Source organism: Sphingomonas phyllosphaerae FA2, from assembly GCF_000427645.1.
Taxonomy (GTDB): domain Bacteria; phylum Pseudomonadota; class Alphaproteobacteria; order Sphingomonadales; family Sphingomonadaceae; genus Sphingomonas; species Sphingomonas phyllosphaerae.
Genome location: NZ_KE386571.1, coordinates 1,747,019 through 1,764,114, shown reverse-complemented (window position 1 = coordinate 1,764,114; position 17,096 = coordinate 1,747,019). Strand labels below are relative to the sequence as shown.

General features: G+C 68.9%; 14 protein-coding genes. 8 read left to right on the top strand and 6 right to left on the bottom strand.

Annotated features, from left to right (window positions below):
• Nucleotides 1-61: 61 nt before the first annotated feature.
• The 5 genes from SPHPH_RS0108620 to SPHPH_RS0108600 are packed head-to-tail and all read left to right on the top strand — an operon-like array spanning nucleotide 62 to nucleotide 8,057.
• Nucleotides 62-2,368 (top strand): TonB-dependent receptor, encoded by a 2,307-nt coding sequence (locus tag SPHPH_RS0108620; protein ID WP_028966343.1) that lies wholly within the window; start codon nucleotides 62-64, stop codon nucleotides 2,366-2,368.
• Nucleotides 2,369-2,370: 2 nt separating this feature from the next.
• Nucleotides 2,371-3,417, top strand: coding sequence for an N-acetyltransferase DgcN family protein (locus tag SPHPH_RS0108615; RefSeq protein WP_051272921.1), 1,047 nt, complete (start codon nucleotides 2,371-2,373; stop codon nucleotides 3,415-3,417).
• Complete coding sequence (locus SPHPH_RS0108610; protein ID WP_037488315.1) at nucleotides 3,405-4,523, top strand: YkvI family membrane protein; 1,119 nt, start codon at nucleotides 3,405-3,407, stop codon at nucleotides 4,521-4,523. Before SPHPH_RS0108615 ends, SPHPH_RS0108610 begins: the two co-directional genes overlap by 13 nt.
• Nucleotides 4,520-6,088, top strand: a complete 1,569-nt coding sequence (locus SPHPH_RS0108605) for a serine hydrolase (protein WP_028966340.1) — start codon at nucleotides 4,520-4,522, stop codon at nucleotides 6,086-6,088. The genes SPHPH_RS0108610 and SPHPH_RS0108605 overlap by 4 nt, the downstream gene beginning before the upstream one ends.
• A gap of 10 nt (nucleotides 6,089-6,098) precedes the next feature.
• Nucleotides 6,099-8,057, top strand: coding sequence for a serine hydrolase domain-containing protein (locus SPHPH_RS0108600; RefSeq protein WP_037489364.1), 1,959 nt, complete (start codon nucleotides 6,099-6,101; stop codon nucleotides 8,055-8,057).
• Here the strand turns inward: SPHPH_RS0108600 and SPHPH_RS0108595 are convergent.
• Nucleotides 8,047-8,277, bottom strand: a complete 231-nt coding sequence (locus SPHPH_RS0108595) for a hypothetical protein (protein WP_028966338.1) — start codon at nucleotides 8,275-8,277, stop codon at nucleotides 8,047-8,049. The two genes, SPHPH_RS0108600 and SPHPH_RS0108595, sit on opposite strands and share 11 nt — an antisense overlap.
• A 129-nt stretch (nucleotides 8,278-8,406) precedes the next feature.
• Here SPHPH_RS0108595 and SPHPH_RS0108590 point away from each other — a divergent pair, with 129 nt between their 5' ends.
• Together SPHPH_RS0108590 and SPHPH_RS0108585 are read left to right on the top strand one after the other, a co-directional pair.
• Nucleotides 8,407-8,868: an Lrp/AsnC family transcriptional regulator gene (locus SPHPH_RS0108590; RefSeq protein ID WP_028966337.1), complete on the top strand. Its 462-nt coding sequence runs from the start codon at nucleotides 8,407-8,409 to the stop codon at nucleotides 8,866-8,868.
• A 23-nt stretch (nucleotides 8,869-8,891) separates the two neighbouring features.
• Complete coding sequence (locus tag SPHPH_RS0108585) at nucleotides 8,892-10,619, top strand: N-acyl-D-amino-acid deacylase family protein (RefSeq protein WP_028966336.1); 1,728 nt, start codon at nucleotides 8,892-8,894, stop codon at nucleotides 10,617-10,619.
• 144 nt (nucleotides 10,620-10,763) lie between these two features.
• Here the strand turns inward: SPHPH_RS0108585 and SPHPH_RS0108580 are convergent, their stop codons facing one another.
• Nucleotides 10,764-12,965, bottom strand: a complete 2,202-nt coding sequence (locus SPHPH_RS0108580) for a penicillin acylase family protein (protein ID WP_028966335.1) — start codon at nucleotides 12,963-12,965, stop codon at nucleotides 10,764-10,766.
• A 27-nt stretch (nucleotides 12,966-12,992) separates the two neighbouring features.
• Here SPHPH_RS0108580 and SPHPH_RS0108575 point away from each other — a divergent pair, with 27 nt between their 5' ends.
• On the top strand, nucleotides 12,993-14,273 hold the full coding sequence (locus SPHPH_RS0108575) for a metal-dependent hydrolase family protein (RefSeq protein WP_028966334.1): 1,281 nt from the start codon (nucleotides 12,993-12,995) through the stop codon (nucleotides 14,271-14,273).
• Between the two features lie 50 nt (nucleotides 14,274-14,323).
• On the opposite strand, the gene SPHPH_RS0108570 is transcribed toward SPHPH_RS0108575, so the two are convergent.
• The 4 genes from SPHPH_RS0108570 to SPHPH_RS0108555 are packed head-to-tail and all read right to left on the bottom strand — an operon-like array spanning nucleotide 14,324 to nucleotide 17,029.
• Nucleotides 14,324-15,157 (bottom strand): alpha/beta hydrolase, encoded by an 834-nt coding sequence (locus tag SPHPH_RS0108570; protein ID WP_238302989.1) that lies wholly within the window; start codon nucleotides 15,155-15,157, stop codon nucleotides 14,324-14,326.
• A 23-nt stretch (nucleotides 15,158-15,180) separates the two neighbouring features.
• On the bottom strand, nucleotides 15,181-15,738 hold the full coding sequence (locus SPHPH_RS0108565) for a 3'-5' exonuclease (RefSeq protein ID WP_028966332.1): 558 nt from the start codon (nucleotides 15,736-15,738) through the stop codon (nucleotides 15,181-15,183).
• Nucleotides 15,735-16,073, bottom strand: a complete 339-nt coding sequence (locus SPHPH_RS0108560; RefSeq protein WP_238302986.1) for a hypothetical protein — start codon at nucleotides 16,071-16,073, stop codon at nucleotides 15,735-15,737. The genes SPHPH_RS0108565 and SPHPH_RS0108560 overlap by 4 nt, the downstream gene beginning before the upstream one ends.
• Nucleotides 16,058-17,029: an SDR family oxidoreductase gene (locus SPHPH_RS0108555; RefSeq protein WP_037488313.1), complete on the bottom strand. Its 972-nt coding sequence runs from the start codon at nucleotides 17,027-17,029 to the stop codon at nucleotides 16,058-16,060. Before SPHPH_RS0108555 ends, SPHPH_RS0108560 begins: the two co-directional genes overlap by 16 nt.
• Nucleotides 17,030-17,096: the final 67 nt, after the last annotated feature.

Below are 17,096 nucleotides of genomic sequence, written 5' to 3'. Positions count from 1 at the left end.
TTGTTGACTATTCTCCGATCAGGACATTAGCATCCTGATTAGCAATATTATGGGGGAAGCGATGAGGGATATTCGTCGTAGCGCGTCGGTCGCGAGTGCGCTCGCGCTCTTCCTCGGTGGAGCCGCGGCGGCACAACAGGTGCCGCCAGACGCCGCGCCGCCCGAGCGCGAGGCCGCGCAGATCGGCGACATCATCGTCACAGCACAGAAGCGCGAGCAGCTGCTGTCCGACGTGCCGCAGTCGATCTCGGTCCTCGGCGGCGAGGCGCTGGAGCAGCGCCAGGCCCGCACCATCGCCGATTATGCCGCGCTGGTCCCGGGCCTGTCGTTCGAATCGGGCAATCCCGGCCAGACCCGCGTCGTGTTGCGCGGCATCAACGCCGGCGGCGCCAGTCCGACCGTCGCAGTCTATCTCGACGACACGCCGTTCGGATCGAGCACCGGCCAGACCAACGGCGCGACCCTAGCGGGAGACTTCAATACGTTCGACATCGAGCGGCTGGAAGTGCTGCGCGGCCCGCAGGGTACGCTGTACGGCGCCAACTCGCTTGGCGGCGTCGTCAAATATGTCACCGTCGCCCCCAAGCTGGGCGAGTGGGAGGCGCGCGGGCAAGGCGGCGTCGAGATGGTGCGCAACGGCGATACCGGCTATTACGGCAACGCGGTGGTCAACGTGCCGCTTGGCGACGCCGTGGCGCTGCGCGCGAGCGGCTTCTACCGCAGCACAGCGGGCTATATCGACGCGATCGGCATCGCCGACCGGGACGTCAACCGCGCGCGCAGCTATGGCGGTCGTGCCTCGCTGCTGCTCAAACCGGTCGACCGGCTGTCGTTGCGGCTCACCGCGGTAGTGCAGAATATCAACGTCGACTCCCGCAACGCCTTCGACGCCGACCCGGCGACGCTGCGCCCTATCACCGCCGACCCCTTTACCGGTGCCGGCACCGGCGGGCGCGAGGTCCGCTACCAGCTCTTTCCCGATCGCAACGAGGTGAGCTACCGCCTGTACACCGGCACGCTCGACTATGACCTCGGCTTCGCGAGCTTCAACTCGGTCACCAGCTACAGCCGACAGGTGGCGACCGACCGCAGCGACGTCTCGTACAATGACCTGGGCGGGATTACGCTGGCGCAATATGCGTCCTCGGCGATCTATGGCGTCCCGGCCGACGCTTATGGCATCTTCTACCCCAATCGCTCGACGCAGAAGAAATTCACGCAGGAACTTCGGCTGGCCTCCAGCGGGTCGAAGACGCTCGAGTGGCTGATCGGCGGCTATTACACGCGCGAGCCGGGGCAGCTGTACCAGCGCTATTATCCGTTCGACACCGCGACCGGCCGCCCGATCACCCCGGTGCCGGTGATCCCCGGCTTTAATGGCCTCGTGCTGGCGCAGCTCGACTCGACCTACAAGGAATATGCCGGGTTCGGCAGCGCGACGCTGCACCTCGGCGACAAGTTCGACCTTACCGCGGGCGGGCGCTACAGCCACAACGATCAGCGCACCACGCAGACGCTCGACGGCGCGCTGTTCGGTGGCCCGTCGCAGAGCCGCGCGACCTCGAAGGAGGGGGTGTTCACCTGGTCGGTGTCGCCGCGCTATGAGTTTGCGCCGCATAGCGCGGTCTATGCGCGGGTTGCGAAAGGCTACCGGCCCGGCGGCCCCAACGTGGTGCCCCCCGGCGCCGGCGCCGACTATCCCTTGCAGACCGACGCCGACACTCTGATGAGCTACGAGGCGGGTATCCGCGCCGAGACTGCCGACCGGACCTTCGGCATCGACCTGTCGGGCTATTATCTCGATTGGGACAAGACGCTGATCGTCGCGACCTTCCAGACCGACGCGGGCCCGATCTCGGCTGACGCCAACGGCAAGGGCGCGCGCAGCTACGGCGTCGAGGCGACCGCGACGCTGCGCCCGACACGCGGCTTCACCGTCACCACCACCGTCGCCTACAATCACACGCGGTTGCGCGGCGACACTTCCAATGGCGGGCGCGACGGCGACCAGCTGCCGTTCGCGCCGACCTGGAACGCCAACGTCTCGGCCGACTATAGCTGGGACTGGGACGGCACGCGGCCCTATGTCGGCGTCGACGTCTCGGCCGTGAGCGACCGGCTTGGCAACTTCAACACGGCCTATCGCGACCTGTTCGGCCAGCGCATCACCTTCGACGGCTATGCCACTGCCAGCCTGCGCGCGGGCGTGTCGCTCGGGCGGTTCGATCTGTCGGTCTATGCGCGCAACATCGGCGATTCGCGCGGTCTCGTTTCGGCGGGGACGTTCCCGACGCGCCCGAACGGTGCGATCGAGGTGAGCCCGATCCAGCCGCGCACGATCGGCGCGACGCTGGGCGTCGGGTTCTGACCGTGCGCGACGCCTCCGCTTCTCCCCCCCGCGCCGGGGTGCACGCACTCGCGGCACCGTACCTGCTGTTCCTCGGCGATGCGACCGAGCGCGGCTTTGCCAAGACCGCGCTGGGGCTGCGCGACTGGGCCGCCGACAAGTGCCTCGCCGAACACGCGCTTCCCGCCGCGACCATTTCAGCCGGCCTGCCGCCGATGACCCCGGAAGCCGCCGCGGCGGCAGGGGCGCGCTCGATGGTGATCGGCGTGGCAAATCGGGGTGGCGTGATCCCCGCGGCGTGGATGCCCGAGTTGCTCGCCGCCATCGCGGCGGGGCTCGACCTCGTCGCCGGGCTGCATACCCGGCTCGGCGACATTCCCGCGCTGCGCGACGCCGCATTGCGCGCGGGCACACGGCTGATCGACGTGCGCGAGCCACCGTCCGCCTTGCCCATCGCCACCGGCGCACGGCGAACCGGGCGGCGGTTGCTGACCGTTGGCACAGATTGCGCGCTTGGCAAGAAATACACCGCACTTGCGATCGCACGCGGGCTTCACGCGCGCGGGCAGGATGTGGCGTTCCGGGCCAGCGGACAGACCGGCATCATGATCGCGGGCGAAGGAATCGCGATTGATGCGGTGGTCGCCGACTTCGCCGCTGGCGCCGCCGAACTGCTCAGCCCCGACGCCAGTCCGACGCACCTCGACGTGATTGAGGGACAGGGCTCGCTGTTTCATCCCTCCTACGCCGCGGTGTCGCTGGCGCTGCTTCACGGCAGCCAGCCCGACCTGTTCGTCGTCTGCCACCAGCCGACGCGCGCGCAGATCCTCGGCTCGCCGGGTTATCGCGTCCCATTGATCGAGGCGGTGATCCAGCAGACGATCGCGGTCGGGCGGCTGACCAACCCCGCGATCCGCTGCGCCGGTGTCAGCCTCAATACCGCCGGCATGACGGAAGGGGAGGGAGCGACGGAGATCGCGCGCACGGCGGAACGGCTCGGCCTGCCCACGGCCGACCCGATCCGCGGCGGTGACGCCTTCGAGCGGCTGCTCGACGCATGCGCGGCCTGAGCCCCGCCGCAGCCGACCGCTTCCGGCGGTTCGTGCTGCCCGGGCTCGCCTTCAAGGCTGTGGTCATCGGGGGCGGTTATGCCACCGGGCGCGAGTTGGCCGAGTTCTTCCTGCCGGCGGGCCCGTGGGGCGGGGTGCTGGCGATGGCGCTTGCGACGCTGGTCTGGGGCGTGGTCGCCGCCGCCACCTTCCGGCTCGCGCACGCGGTCGGCGCGCGCGACTATCGCACCTTCTTCCAGGCGCTGCTCGGTCGCTACTGGATGCTGTTCGAGGGCGCTTACGCGCTCTTCGTCGTCGTCGTGCTTGCGGTCTTCGGTGCCGCGGCGGGGGAGATCGGCGCGGCGACACTGGGGCTGCCGCCGCTGGCGGGCACGCTGGCACTGCTCGTCGGCATTACCGCCTGCGTCGCTTGGGGCAATGCCGGGGTGGAGCGCGTTTTCCTCTGGGTCTCGGTGCTGCTCTACGCCACCTACGCGCTGTTCCTGCTGCTCGCGCTGACGAGCATGGGCGATCGGATCGCCGATACCTTCGCCGCGGCGGAGCCGCAGTCGCCGGGCTGGGCGCTCGGCGGCCTGACCTATGCAGGGTACAATATCGTCGGCGCGGTGATCGTGTTGCCAGTGACGCGCCACTTCCGCTCGGGCCGCGACGCGGTGATCGCGGGCGTGCTCGCGGCACCGCTGGCGATGCTGCCCGCGCTGCTGTTCTTCGTCACCATGGCCGCCTTCCTGCCTGACATCGCCGTGGCGGTGCTGCCGTCGGACTATATCCTCACGCGGCTCGGCCACCCGCTGTTTCACCTCGGCTTCCAGCTGATGATCTTCGCCGCGCTGCTGGAGAGCGGCACCGGCGCGGTGCACGCGGTGAACGAGCGGGTCGCGCGCGCGCGTGGCCGCGAGACGCTGTCGCCCGCGGCGCGGGCGCTGCTTGCGCTGGCGCTGCTCGCGCCGTGCATGCTGCTCGCCGAACGCATCGGGCTCGTCGGGCTGATCGCGGGCGGTTACCGGCTGCTCGCGGCGCTGCTGATCCTGATCTACGTCGTGCCGGTGCTGCTGCTCACTCTGATGGGGCGCGGCGTACCGGCGGAGCCGGAGCCGATCGTATGAGATACGCCGCACCCATGCTGCTCGCCGCGCTGATCGCCGCGCCCGCCTCCGCCGCGCCGCCCAAGGGCTTCGACGCGCGGGTCGAGCGGTTGATGCGCGCGTCGGGCACGCCGGGCATGGCGGTGGCGATCGTCGAGGACGGCAAGGTCACGCTCGCCAAGGGCTATGGAGTGCGGCGGCAGGGCGCGGCCGAGCGGGTCGACGCCGACACCGCCTTCCTGATCGGCTCGACCGCCAAGGCGATGACCGCGGCGGCGATCGCGACACTGGTGGACGCGGGCAAGCTCGGCTGGGACGATCGCGTCGTCGACCATCTTCCCGGCTTCCAGATGTACGACGCCTGGGTCACGCGCGAGATGACGGTGCGCGACCTGCTGGTGCATCGCAGCGGCCTTGGCCTGGGAGCAGGCGACCTGCTGTACGTGCCGCGCGGCAGCTATTCGCGTGCCGAGATCGTGCGGCGGCTGCGCTACATCGCGCCTGCGACCAGCTTTCGCAGCGGCTATGCCTATGACAACATCCTCTACACCGTCGCGGGGCAGCTGATCGAAGGGGTCAGCGGGCAGCGCTGGGAGGAGTATGTTCGGGCGAACGTCCTTCAACCCAGCGGCATGGCCGGGGCAACAGGGGAGCTGGCGAAGTTCTGGGCGATGGCCAATCGGGCTATGCCGCATGCGCGGTTCGGCGGGATCGTGCGCGGTACCGGCGAAATGCGCGTGCTTGATGAGCGCGATCAATTGCCGCAGGCGGCAGCGCCCGCCGGGCTGATCGCAGCGAGCGCCACCGACATGGCGCGCTGGCTACGGGTCCAGCTGAGTGGCGGTGTCGGGGCGGACGGCACGCGAGTCTTCTCGGCCGCGGCGGGGCGGGAGATGTGGACGCCGGTGACGCCGATCCCGATCACGCCGCTGCCAGAGCCGGTCGCCGCGACCACCCCGACCTTCGACGCTTATGCGCTCGGCTGGGAGGTGCGCGACTATCGCGGCGAGCGGATCGTGTGGCACGCCGGGGGTCTGTTCGGCATGACCTCGGTGGTGGTGCTGATCCCCGCGCGCCATGTCGGCTTCGCGATCGAGCTGAACAGCGAGGAAGCCGCGCCGCGGCACGGGTTGATGTGGGAGCTGATCGACCATTATCTCGGGGTGAAGCGGCAGGACTGGCCGGCGCGCTTCACGCAATATCGCGCGCAGCGGATCGCCGCGGCGGAGGCGGCGGTGCGCGCCAAGGCGGCGCCCCCAGCGAAGGCCGGGCCGTCGCTGTCGCTGGCACGCTACGCCGGGCGCTACGTCGATCGCTGGTACGGCGCGATCGAGATCGGTAGCGACGCCGCCGGGCTGACGGTGCGCTTCGTGCCCACCCCGCGCATGGCGGGGCGGCTCGACCACTATGAATATGACACGTTCGTCGCGCGCTTCGACGATCCGGCGATCGAGCCGGCCTATCTCACCTTCGCGCTCGACGCCGCGGGCAAGGTGGCGCGCGTGACGGCGCAGCCGGTGTCACCGATCGCCGATTTCAGCTTCGACTACGCCGACCTGCTGTTCGAGCCCGAGCCCGTGAGGTGAGAGGATGACGATGAAGACGCTTCTGCTGGCGCTCCTCCCTGCGCTGCTGGTCGCCGCGACGCCGGCGCAACGCCCGCCCGTCGCACCGCCCGCGGCACCCGCCGGGGGCGCCATCCCGGCGCCCGCCCGGCCCGCGACCACGCCGCCGCTCACCGACGCGGACGTCGGTGCCTGGCTCGATGGCTTTATGCCCGCCGCGCTTCAGGCCGGGAAGATCGCGGGCGCGCAGGTGGCGGTCGTCAAGGACGGCGCGATCCTGCTCGAGAAAGGCTATGGCTATGCAGACGTCGCCGCCAGGACGCCGATGGACCCGCGCCGCTCGCTGACGCGGATCGGCTCGACGTCGAAGCTGCTCACCTGGACCGCGGTGATGCAGCTGGTGGAAGCGGGCAAGATCGACCTCAACGCAGACGTCAATCGCTACCTCGACTTCCGCATCACGCCGCCCGGGCGAGCGGTGACGATCAACGATCTGATGCAGCATCGCGGCGGCTTCGAGGAGGGACTCAAGGACCTGCTCGCCAGCGATCCGAAGCTGCTCAAGACGACCGAGCGCTATCTCAAGGAGAATACCCGCCCGTTCCTGTTCAGGCCGGGCGAGACGCCGGCCTATTCCAATTACGGCGTCGCGCTGGCGGGCTATATCGTCCAGCGCGTGTCGGGCGAGCCGTTCGAGGCTTATGTCGCGCGCCATATCACCGGCCCGCTGGGCATGGCGCACACCACCTTCGTCCAGCCGTTGCCGCCCGCGCTCGCGCCGCTCGCGGCAAAGGGCTATGACACCAGCGACGGTCCGCCGCACGCTTATGAGCTGGTCGGCACCGCGCCCGCGGGCAGTGTCGCCTCCACCGCGGACGACATGGCGAGCTTCATGCTCGCGCATCTGGGTGGCGGCAGCTACGGCGGGGCGCGCATCCTGCGGCCCGAAACGGTCGCGTTCATGCACCGCCCGCCGACGCCGCCCGCCCCGGGCTTCGACACGATGGCGCACGGCTTCTTCTGGATGCGACGCAACGGCACGACCGTGATCGGCCACGGCGGCGACACGATCGTCTTCCACACCGATCTGGCCCTGCTGCCCGAGAAGAACGTCGGTCTGTTCATGAGCTTTAGCAGCCGCGGCGAGCGCGACGCGGTTTATGGCGTGCGCGAGCGGCTGTTCGATCTCTTCATGGACCGCTACTTCCCAGCGCAGCCCGCGCCGCTGCCGGCCGCGATCGCAAACGCCGCGGCCGACGCGCGCGCGCTGGCGGGCCATTACGAGAGCTCGCGCCGCGTCGAAACCGGCTTCATCAGCCTGTTCTACCTGCTCCAGCAGGACGTGGTCAGCGCCAACGATGACGGCACGATCAGCGTCTCCTCGATCGAGGGCAAACGCTTCCGCGAGATCGCACCCGGCCTGTGGCGCGCCATCGACGGCACGCGGCTGCTGCGCGTGACCGAGCTGTGCGGGCGCCGCACCATCGTCGACAGCCAGAACCCGGTGGGCGTGCTCCAGGCGGTGCCGGCGGCGCGGAACTCGACGATCTTCCAGTCGATCGCGGGCCTGTCGTTGCTCGTGCTGTTGTTGACCGCGATCGTCTGGCCCGCCGGCTGGTGGATCCGTCGCCGCTACGCCGCGCCGCCGGTAGCGCCCGGGCGCGCCGCGCGTGCGCGGCTGCTGGTACGCGTCGCCGCCATCGCGGACCTCGCCTATGTCGCAGGCTGGTACACCGTCGTCGTGCCGATCTTGAGCCAGCAGGTCGACGCCTATAATGCCACGCTCGACGGCACGATCCGGCTGCTTCAGGTGGCCGCGGTGATCCCGATCGCGGCGGCGCTGGTCGGCGCGTGGAACATGGTGGAGGCGTTCCGCGGCGCTTCCGACTGGGGCGTGCGGCTGCGCGCCGCGCTGGTCGCGCTGGCATTCCTCGGGCTGCTGTGGGTCGCCGCGATGGCGCATCTGATCGGCTGGAGCCTCAACTACTGAGCGTGGCACTTTCAACCATCACAAGGGCGCGCATTTTGGCGAGGAGCAGCTCGGCGACACCATCGTCCAGCCCGCTTACCGCGACGCCGATGCGATACGTGTCGCCGTCGCGTTCCACCGACGCCGCGTCGAACGCGATCGAGCGCAGCGCGAGCAGGTTGAGCACGCGCAGCGGCAGGTCGGGCGAGGCGTCACCGGCGACGAGGAAGTGGACGGTCATGCGGATGGGCCTTCGTCAGATCGAGGGCGCGAAGGATGACAGCGGCGCGGCGGAAAAGGTCTCCCCATCCGCGCCACTAAAGTTAAGTTCGGGCATGACTTACCCGAAACGTGCCGGAGCGCGGTACGAATGACCCCGCTCGACGAATATGAGCGCCGCATCCTCCGAGAGTTGCAGCGCGACGGGCAGCAGACTGTCGCCGAGATTGCCGCCAAGGTCGGCCTGTCCGCCTCGCCGTGCTGGCGCCGAATCGACCGGCTCGAGCGCGAGGGCGTGATTCGCGGCCGCGTCGCGCTGGTGGACCGACGCAAGGTCGGGCTCAGCGCGCATATCTTCGCGCAGGTGCGGCTCAACGCGCACGGCCGCGCCAACCTCGACGAGTTCGCCGCGGCGATCCGCGGCTTCCCCGAGGTGCTCGACGCCTATGTGCTGATGGGCACGACCGACTTCATGCTGCGCATCGTCGCGCGCGACATCGATGCTTATGAGCGCTTCTTCTTCGACAAGCTGAGCCGCCTGCCTGGCGTGCAGGAGATCACCTCCACCGTCGCGCTGTCCGAGATCAAGTCCACGTCCGAGCTGCCGATCTGACCCGCCCCCGCTGAGGAGCCGCCATGAAGCGCCTGATACCGCTCGCCGCCCTGTTGCTCGCGCCGCTCCCGCTCGCGGGCGCCGCGTCGCCGCCGCGCTACGACGTCGTGATCCGCGGCGGCACGATCTACGACGGCTCGGGCGGCGCGCCTTACGTCGGCGACGTCGCCGTCTCTGGCGACCGGATCGCGGCGGTGGCGCCACACGTTGACGGGCGCGGCGCGACCGAGCTGGAAGCGCGCGGCAAGGCGGTGTCCCCCGGCTTCGTCAACATGCTCGCGCATCCCGAGGAGAGCCTGCTGGTCGATGGTCGCGCGCTGTCCGATCTGGCGCAGGGGGTCACGTTGGAGGTGTTGGGCGAGTTCTCGATGGGGCCGCTCAGCCCGGCGATGAAACGCGACATAATCAGCAAACAGGGCGACCTGCGCTATCCCGTCAGGTGGACGACGCTGGGTGGCTATCTCGCCGTGCTGTCGCGCCGCGCGATCGCGCCGAACGTCGCCTCGTTCGTCGGCGCGGGAACCGTGCGCGAGGCGGTGCTCGGTGCCGACGACCTTCAGCCGACACTAGTGCAGCTCGAGCAGATGCGCGGGCTGGTGCGCGCGGCGATGGAGCAGGGCGCGCTCGGGTTGACCGACATGCTGATCTACACGCCCGCCACCTTCGCCAGGACGCCCGAATTGATCGCGCTCGCGGAAGTGTCGGCGGCATGCGGTGGGATCTACACCGTCCATATGCGTAGCGAAGGCGATCGGCTGGAAGAGGGTGTCGAGGAGACGATCGCGATCGCCGAGGCCTCCGGCGCACCCGCCGAAATCTATCATTTCAAACAGGCCGGTCGCGACAATTGGGGCAAGATCGACCGCGTGATCGCGGCGATCGATGCGGCACGCGCACGCGGCGTGCGGATTTCTGCGAACATGTACACCTACACCGCCGGCGCGACCGGGCTCGACGCGGCGATGCCGCCGTGGGTGCAGGCCGGCGGGCTCGGCGCGTGGATAGCGCGACTGAAGGACCCGGCGACGCGCGCGAAGGTCGCCGCGGAGATGCGTGACCCGCACCCTCCGACGTGGGAAAACCTGCTGGCGGGCGCCGGCGCGGACGGGACGCTGCTGCTCGGCTTCAAGAACCCCACGCTCAAGCCGCTCGCCGGCAAGACGCTGGCGGCCGTGGCGCGCGACCGTGGCCGCTCGCCCGAGGAGACCGCGATGGACCTGGTGGTGGAGGACGGCTCGCGCGTCGGCATCGCCTATTTCCTGATGAACGAGGAAAATGTGCGTAAGGGCATCCGCCAGCCGTGGATGAGCTTCGGCTCGGACGAGGCCGCACCCGCGCCGGAGGGCGTGTTCCTGCGCACCCGCGATCACCCGCGCGCCTACGGCAATTTCGCGCGTGTGCTGGGCCATTATGTTCGCGACACGCACGACCTCACGCTCGCAGAGGCGGTGCGTCGGCTGACCAGCCTGCCCACCGACAATCTCGCCATCGCGGATCGCGGCCGTCTGCGCGCGGGCCTTTACGCCGACGTGGTGGTGTTCGACCCGAAAACGATCGCCGACCGGGCGACCTATGAGCGCCCCGCGCAGCTCGCCACCGGGGTGAGCGACGTGCTGGTGAACGGGCGAGTCGCGTTGCGCGATGGTCGTCCGACCGGTGCCCACACCGGGCGCGTGGTGCGCGGCCGCGCGTACCGGGACGGCGCGCTAGGCGGATGTCGAGCGAATGCCAAGGATTGGAACTGGCGGTAATACGGCTCTAACGCGTAGGTACGCTGGGTTGTGATGCGACGGAGACTGGCCTTCAGCAAGCCGCTCGGGCGGATGAACGAACGTCCGCTACCGTGAAGCGCGGTTAGAGGTTTGAACGTCCGCAACTGGTCGAAATAGCCGAAATCACAGACCCGAGCCGTAGTTCGACCCCGGGTGATATCGCCGCTCTACATGCCCCGCGAGCTCGTCTGTGTGGAAGTAAACCGGACGCAATCGGCCTGTCGCGTAGCGGTCGATCTGGTCCGCAAAATGCGGCGACGCCGGATTGCCGCTTTGTCCCCCGGCCATGACCGCGCTCGCCTTCACCCGCGGGCCGAAATCCACGACCGCGACGAAGCTGTTTCCGCTGGTGCCGTAATAGCGTTTGGTGCCCGGCCAGGCTTTGGCGCCGAATGATGCAAGGCTGCCCCACTGCGCCGAGGTGAAAGGGACAGCAGTCGAAGGCCGCGCATCGTCGAAGTGCGGCTGTAATGCGTCATCCAGCCGCTGGAAGCGATTGATCATGCGCCACGGTGTTCGCCAGGTGCCGAAGTCGCGCGACAGGCGGGCGGTGGCGGCCTCCAGCGCGGCAAGCCGGGTGGCTGCGTCGACGCGCGTGGCGATATAGTCCGGCACGTTCATCCGCTCCGCCTGCGCGAAGCTGCCGACATCGCGCCAGAGCTGATCGCCCCAGAAAACCGCGAGGCTGGTGGCGATAGAATCGTAGCTCCAGCGATAGTCCCAGCGCGACAGCGCCGCGATCGGCTCGGCCAGTGCGCGCCGCCTCGGGTCCGTTGTCGGCAGAGACTGCCACGCCGAAACCAGCCCCGGCACCAGCCGCGCGAATGCGGGTAGATACGGATCGTGGGCGGCGGCGCGCAGCCGCTCCGGCGTCCAGCCGCGCTTGCCCGTCAGCAACAGGTTGGCATGCTCGCCGCGGGCGTTGCCGCCGACCTGATCCATGTAGCGCGGGTAATCTCTCGCCTTCGGGCTGTCAGGGCCGGCGGCGCTCCACGGCCAGTCATTGGTATTGTGTGCCCAGCCCACGCGCGGATTGATTACGCTGGGCAACGTCGAAAGCGCGTGCAGGCCGCGCCAGTCGGTCGTTGGATCGCTGCCGTCCACCGGGCGCGTATAGTCGAAGCGATCGTCACGGACCGGCATGAACTGCGGCATCAGGAACGCAATTTCGCCCTTGTCGTCAGCGAACAGCGTGTCGTTCGACGAATTAGCCCTGCGTTCGGCGATCTTGAGATAAGCGGCAAGGTCGGTCGCCTTGGTGCGCAGCCAGCTCTGTTCGAGTGCCAGGATCGGCCGCCACATCAGCGCCGTCGCGATCCAGCGACCGTCCTTTGCCGCCACGATCGGGCCATGATGGGTTCGCCACGTGGTAAAGCGGCGCTCGCCCATGCTGCCATCGGAATTGCGGAAGCGGATCGTGACCCTGCCGGCCGTGACCGGTCGAAGCTCTCTGCCATAGCGATAGATCCAGTTGCCTCCGCGCTGGCTCACGGCCTCTGCGAACTCGTCGACGTTGTCGACGGTAGATGAGGTATGCATCCAGCCGGCATGCGCATTGAAGCCCTGGTAGACGAAGAACTGTCCCCAGGTGCTGGCACCGTACGCGTTCAGGCCCTCATCGCTCGATACCTGCGCCTCGGAACGAAAATAGAAGCTGGTGTGCGGATTGATCAGCAGCAGCGCGTGGCCATCACGCGTCAGCTTGGGCGCGATCGCGATCCCGTTCGAACCGGACGGCTCGCGCGGGATCGCGCCACGCTCTTCGGGGGTCGGCGGGGTTGGTTGACCGTAGAAGGTCTTCAGGTCGGACAGCGAAATCCGCTCGATGTCGCCGCCGATACTGCCCTCGGTGAAGCTCAACGCCATCCATGGCTCGAAGCGTGTGATCACGCGTGGCTTCATCCCGGAATGCGTCGCCAAGTAGTAGTTGAGCCCGTCTGCCCAGGCGTCCATCAACGCGCGCAGCCATGCGGGGCTGGCAGCATATTGCGCGCGCAGGTCAGCCGGATCGACGAACAGCCGCTGGCGCAGATCGGCCCAGACCGCTTCCTCGCCGTCCGCCTCGGCCGTCCGCCCGAGCGCGGTCAGGTAATTCGCCTCCACGCGCGCGAAATCATCCTCGGCCTGCGCGTAGGACATGCCGAACACCGCATCGGCGTCGCTTCGTCCGTGAATATGCGGGATGCCCCAATCGTCGCGCGTGATCGTCACCCGCGCCGCTTCCGTTTGCCAGCGACGGGGCTCCGTTTCGGGCGCGGTGGCCGCCGAGGTCAGCATCATCGCTAGGCAGAGCGGATTGCGCATACGTTGCAGAAGCCTATCCATGACGCGGTCTAGGACGGGGTGAAAGCAATGGCCATGCGCTGGCTGACGATCGCGGCGATGCTGCTGCTGTGCGGGGCGAACGCGTCGTCGCCGGAAACCGCGCCGGCTGCTGCGCCGATCGTGCTGCGACCGGCCCGGGTGTTCGACGGGGTGGATGGCAAGGTCCATAGCGGCTGGCAGGTGCTGGTGCGTGGCGACCGCATCGTGGCGGTCGGCCCCGATCTTGTGATCCCGGCGGGTGCCCGTGTCATCGAGCTTGCCGGCGACACGCTGATGCCCGGGATGATCGAAGGGCATGGTCACCTCTTCCTCCACCCCTACGACGAGGCGAGCTGGGACGATCAGGTTCTTCACGAGCCGCTCGCGCTGCGGACCGCGCGCGCGGTCGCCAATGCGCGCGCGACGCTGCGCGCCGGCTTTACCAGTGCGCGTGATCTGGGCACGGAGGGCGCCGGCTATGCGGATGTCGGCCTGAGGCAGGCAATCGATCAGGGGATCGTCGAGGGGCCGAGGCTGAGCGTCGCCACGCGCGCGATCGTCGCGCTCGGTGCCTATGGTCCCAAAGGTTTCGAGCCCGGCGTCGCGATCCCGCAGGGCGCGGAAGAGGTGTCGGGTACCGAGCAGATGGTCGCCGCGGTCCGGCGGCAGATCGCCGCTGGTGCCGATTGGGTGAAGCTCTATGCGGATTATCGCTGGCGCGCCGGAGAGGACGCGCGGGCGACGCTCAGCATCGAGGAGATCAAGGCCGCGGTGGCGGCGGCGCATGATGCCGGGCGGCCGGTCGCGGTGCATGCCTCGACCGCCGTGGGCATGCGTCGCGCGGTGGAAGCGGGCGTCGATACGATCGAACATGGTTATGATGGCACGCCCGCGATCTTTGCGGCGATGGCGTCGAAAGGCATTGCATTATGCGCGACGCTCGCCGCTGCGGACGCAAGTGCCCGCTACCGAGGATGGAACGGGGCGGAGCCAGCGCCGGCCGCCGTACGCGCCAGCCGGCAGAGCTTTCGCCGGGCGCTCGGGGCCGGTGTGCCGATCTGCATGGGGGGCGATGTCGGGGTTTTCACGCATGGCACCAACGTCCGCGAGCTGGAGCTGATGGTCGCGACGGGCATGACGCCGTCGCAGGCCTTGGTTGCGGCGACCTCCGGCAACGCACGCTGGATGCGGATCGGCGATCGGCTCGGATCGGTAAGGCCCGGCATGCTCGCCGATCTGATCGCCGTTGCCGGTGATCCGACGACTGACGTCGCTGCGCTGCGTGCCGTCCGGCTCGTTCTCAAGAACGGCGAACTTGTCGCGCCCTGATCCTTCACTGCTGATCGACGCGCATCGCCCCGGATCCGCCACGGCAGCGCTTATTCCGTCACGCGCCTGACGAAGGCTGACACATCCGCCAATACCGGCGCACGCCCCCGGAAGGGGCGGGCGAGCGCGAGCAGGATGCCGACGTGACCAAGCTTCGAATAGGCGCGGACCTCTTCAGGCACGCTGCCCGCCCGCAGTTTTGCTGCCAGCGCCCGGCTGTTGCGCGGTTGCACGACGGTGTCCTCGGTGCCGTACAGCAGCAGCGCCGCCGGGTCGCCCGCACCAGCCCATTTGACGGGCTGCGTATCGGAGGGGTCAGGCCAGCGTCCGAACGCCGCGCGGCTCGCGGCGACGTCGAAGGGAGCAAAATCATAGGGTCCGGCGAGCCCGACGAGGCCCCTCACCGCCGCACGTTCGTCGCCGAGCCAACGCGGATCGACCGCCAGCATCGCCGCAATATAGGCGCCGGCGGAATGCCCCATCAGCACCACCGCCTTGCCGTTGCCGCCGTGCTCGCCGGCGTGCGCGACCGTCCATCGCACCGCCGCTGCGCCATCCTCGACGAACGCGGGATATCGGACCGCGGGGACCAGGCGATAGTCCGGCACGATCGTGACGAACCCCTGCGCGGCGAGCGCCCGGCCGACGAATGCGTAGCCCGCGCGCGTGCCGCTGTTCCAGCTTCCGCCGTAGAAGAAAACCACCACCGGGCGAGGTCGCGTCGACGAGGCACGCGGCGCGTAGACATCGAGGCGCTGGCGTGGGTCGGGGCCGTAAGTAACGTCCCGCGCCACGCGAAGGCCGCCTCGGTCCTTCGGGACCAATGCGTCGAAGGTGGTCAACGGCGAGCAGGCTGCGACAAGCGCGCCGAGCAGCACGGCCATGCGTGCGCGAGCAGTAGGGCGGCTCATGCGCCGGCGCGCGCGGCAGCGTAGGACAAGGCGTCGTCACGCACCTTTCGCCACAGGTCGCATTCCGCCTTCGCATCGGCCAGCGCGCGGTGCGCGGGAGCGTCGCTCTTGGTCGCATTCACGCGCGCGACAAGGTCGCGGACCGTCGTCGTCAGCCCGTTTGCCGGAACGACCTCGCGCAGGATTGCGGCCGCGGTTTCGCATAGCGCCACGTCGGTGTCCTGCAGACGCAGGGCATGGCGGGGAAGGGCTGCGGCCCGCAGCACCGCGCTCATCCACTTGCCGTCCCATGACGGCGCGCTGGCGAAAAGCGCATGGTCGGACAGCGCTTCCACCATCCGGCCCGCGACAATCTCGTGCGCGGTGCCCTCGTGGACCAACGTCTCGCGCGCGATCCCATGGATTCGTTCGGCGTCCGGGTCCCAGTCGCTCCAGCCGGGTGCCGGCGCGATCAGATAGCTTTCGCATCGGCCGTCTTCGAACACCCACGCCACCTCGATCGGATAGCTTCGATCCGCCAGCGAAGAGGCTTCGAAGTCGAGGAACACGTTCACTGGCCTTTCTCCAAGTTCGCATACGACTCCGCATAGCCGGTATTTCGCGCCATATGGCGGTTCAGGTCCGGCGTTCCGTCGGTCCACCAAACCGGCCCACGCTCACCGAGCCCGACCTTGGCGGCATCGACGCGCTCGCGCGCTTGTCGGAGCAACGCTTTGTCGTCGCTCCGCAACGCAACCCGCACGGCGCGGCGGGCGGACATGAGCTCGTCGACCAGCGCCTGTCGCAGGTGCGGCGCGAGCGACGGATTGCTCCGGCGCCATAACCGCCCGCGCACGATGATGTAGCGCGCGTCGGGCGTGGTGAGGGGCGCGTTTATGCCCGCCGCCACCGCAGCACACCCAAAACAGCCAGCCCGGCCGTGGCTAAGACGCCGACCGCCGCTGCCTTGCGCCGCCGGTCGGGATGACGTCGACCGCCCTCGATCCCGCTGACGCTCGCGGGCGGGTCGAACAGCGCGCCGCTACTGTCCAAACGGGCCTCCGCCTTGTCGCTCCAGCGATCCATGAACCCGTTCATCATCGCTGCCGAAAGGTTCGGGACAAAGAACTGGCCGAGCTTCATGGCTATGGCAGGCGCGCCGACCACCGTGGTGCTCCGCGGATGATCGGCAAGCCGGACAACCGCCTTGGCCACCGTCTCCGGCGCCAGCGCGCCGGGCGGAAGCGACAGCTTCGCGCCCGTGTAATTGGCGGCATGGTCGATGCCGGGTGTATCGACGAAGGTCGGGTATACGTCGCAGACGTGGATGCGCGGGTGCTTCGACAATTCGCCGCGGAGCGCCTCGCTGAAGCCGCGCAGCCCGAACTTGCTGGCGGCATAGGCTGCCGCATAGGGCGTCGCGACGAAACCGCCGACCGAAATCATGTTGACGAACGTACCATGATCCTGCGCAAGGAAGATCGGCAACACCGCGTGCGCATCGTTCATGTGCCCGATGAGGTTGGCGGCGACGACCTGCGCATGATCCTCGATGGGCACGTCTTGATAGCGGCCGACGACGCCGACGCCGACGTTGCTGAACCATAGGTCGATGCCGCCGAGAAGGTCGCGCGCCGCTGAAGCAAGTTGCGCGACGGCGCCGGCATCGGTCACGTCGACGGTCTGCACCTGCGCCTCGCCACCCGCCGCCCGGCAGCGCGCGGCGATATCCTCCAGCCCGGCGGCACCCCGCGCGGCGAGCACCAGATGCGCCCCGTGCCGGGCGAAGGCGAGAGCGGTCGCTGCGCCGATCCCGCTTGATGCGCCGGTGATGACCACCCGCGTCGCTGCCGCTCTGCCTGTCATACTTGCCGCCTCGTTCCACTCGACAGGAGCCCGACGATCCAAGGACGTGGTCGTTCCGACCGGCGCA

Coding starts and splice junctions, on each gene's coding strand:
- SPHPH_RS0108620 (WP_028966343.1), top strand. CDS start 62: ATGAGGGATATTCGTCGTAGCGCGTCGGTCGCGAGTGCGCTCGCGCTC.
- SPHPH_RS0108610 (WP_037488315.1), top strand. CDS start 3,405: ATGCGCGGCCTGAGCCCCGCCGCAGCCGACCGCTTCCGGCGGTTCGTG.
- SPHPH_RS0108605 (WP_028966340.1), top strand. CDS start 4,520: ATGAGATACGCCGCACCCATGCTGCTCGCCGCGCTGATCGCCGCGCCC.
- SPHPH_RS0108600 (WP_037489364.1), top strand. CDS start 6,099: ATGAAGACGCTTCTGCTGGCGCTCCTCCCTGCGCTGCTGGTCGCCGCG.
- SPHPH_RS0108595 (WP_028966338.1), bottom strand. CDS start 8,277: ATGACCGTCCACTTCCTCGTCGCCGGTGACGCCTCGCCCGACCTGCCG.
- SPHPH_RS0108590 (WP_028966337.1), top strand. CDS start 8,407: ATGACCCCGCTCGACGAATATGAGCGCCGCATCCTCCGAGAGTTGCAG.
- SPHPH_RS0108585 (WP_028966336.1), top strand. CDS start 8,892: ATGAAGCGCCTGATACCGCTCGCCGCCCTGTTGCTCGCGCCGCTCCCG.
- SPHPH_RS0108580 (WP_028966335.1), bottom strand. CDS start 12,965: ATGGATAGGCTTCTGCAACGTATGCGCAATCCGCTCTGCCTAGCGATG.
- SPHPH_RS0108575 (WP_028966334.1), top strand. CDS start 12,993: ATGGCCATGCGCTGGCTGACGATCGCGGCGATGCTGCTGCTGTGCGGG.
- SPHPH_RS0108570 (WP_238302989.1), bottom strand. CDS start 15,157: ATGGCCGTGCTGCTCGGCGCGCTTGTCGCAGCCTGCTCGCCGTTGACC.
- SPHPH_RS0108555 (WP_037488313.1), bottom strand. CDS start 17,029: ATGACAGGCAGAGCGGCAGCGACGCGGGTGGTCATCACCGGCGCATCA.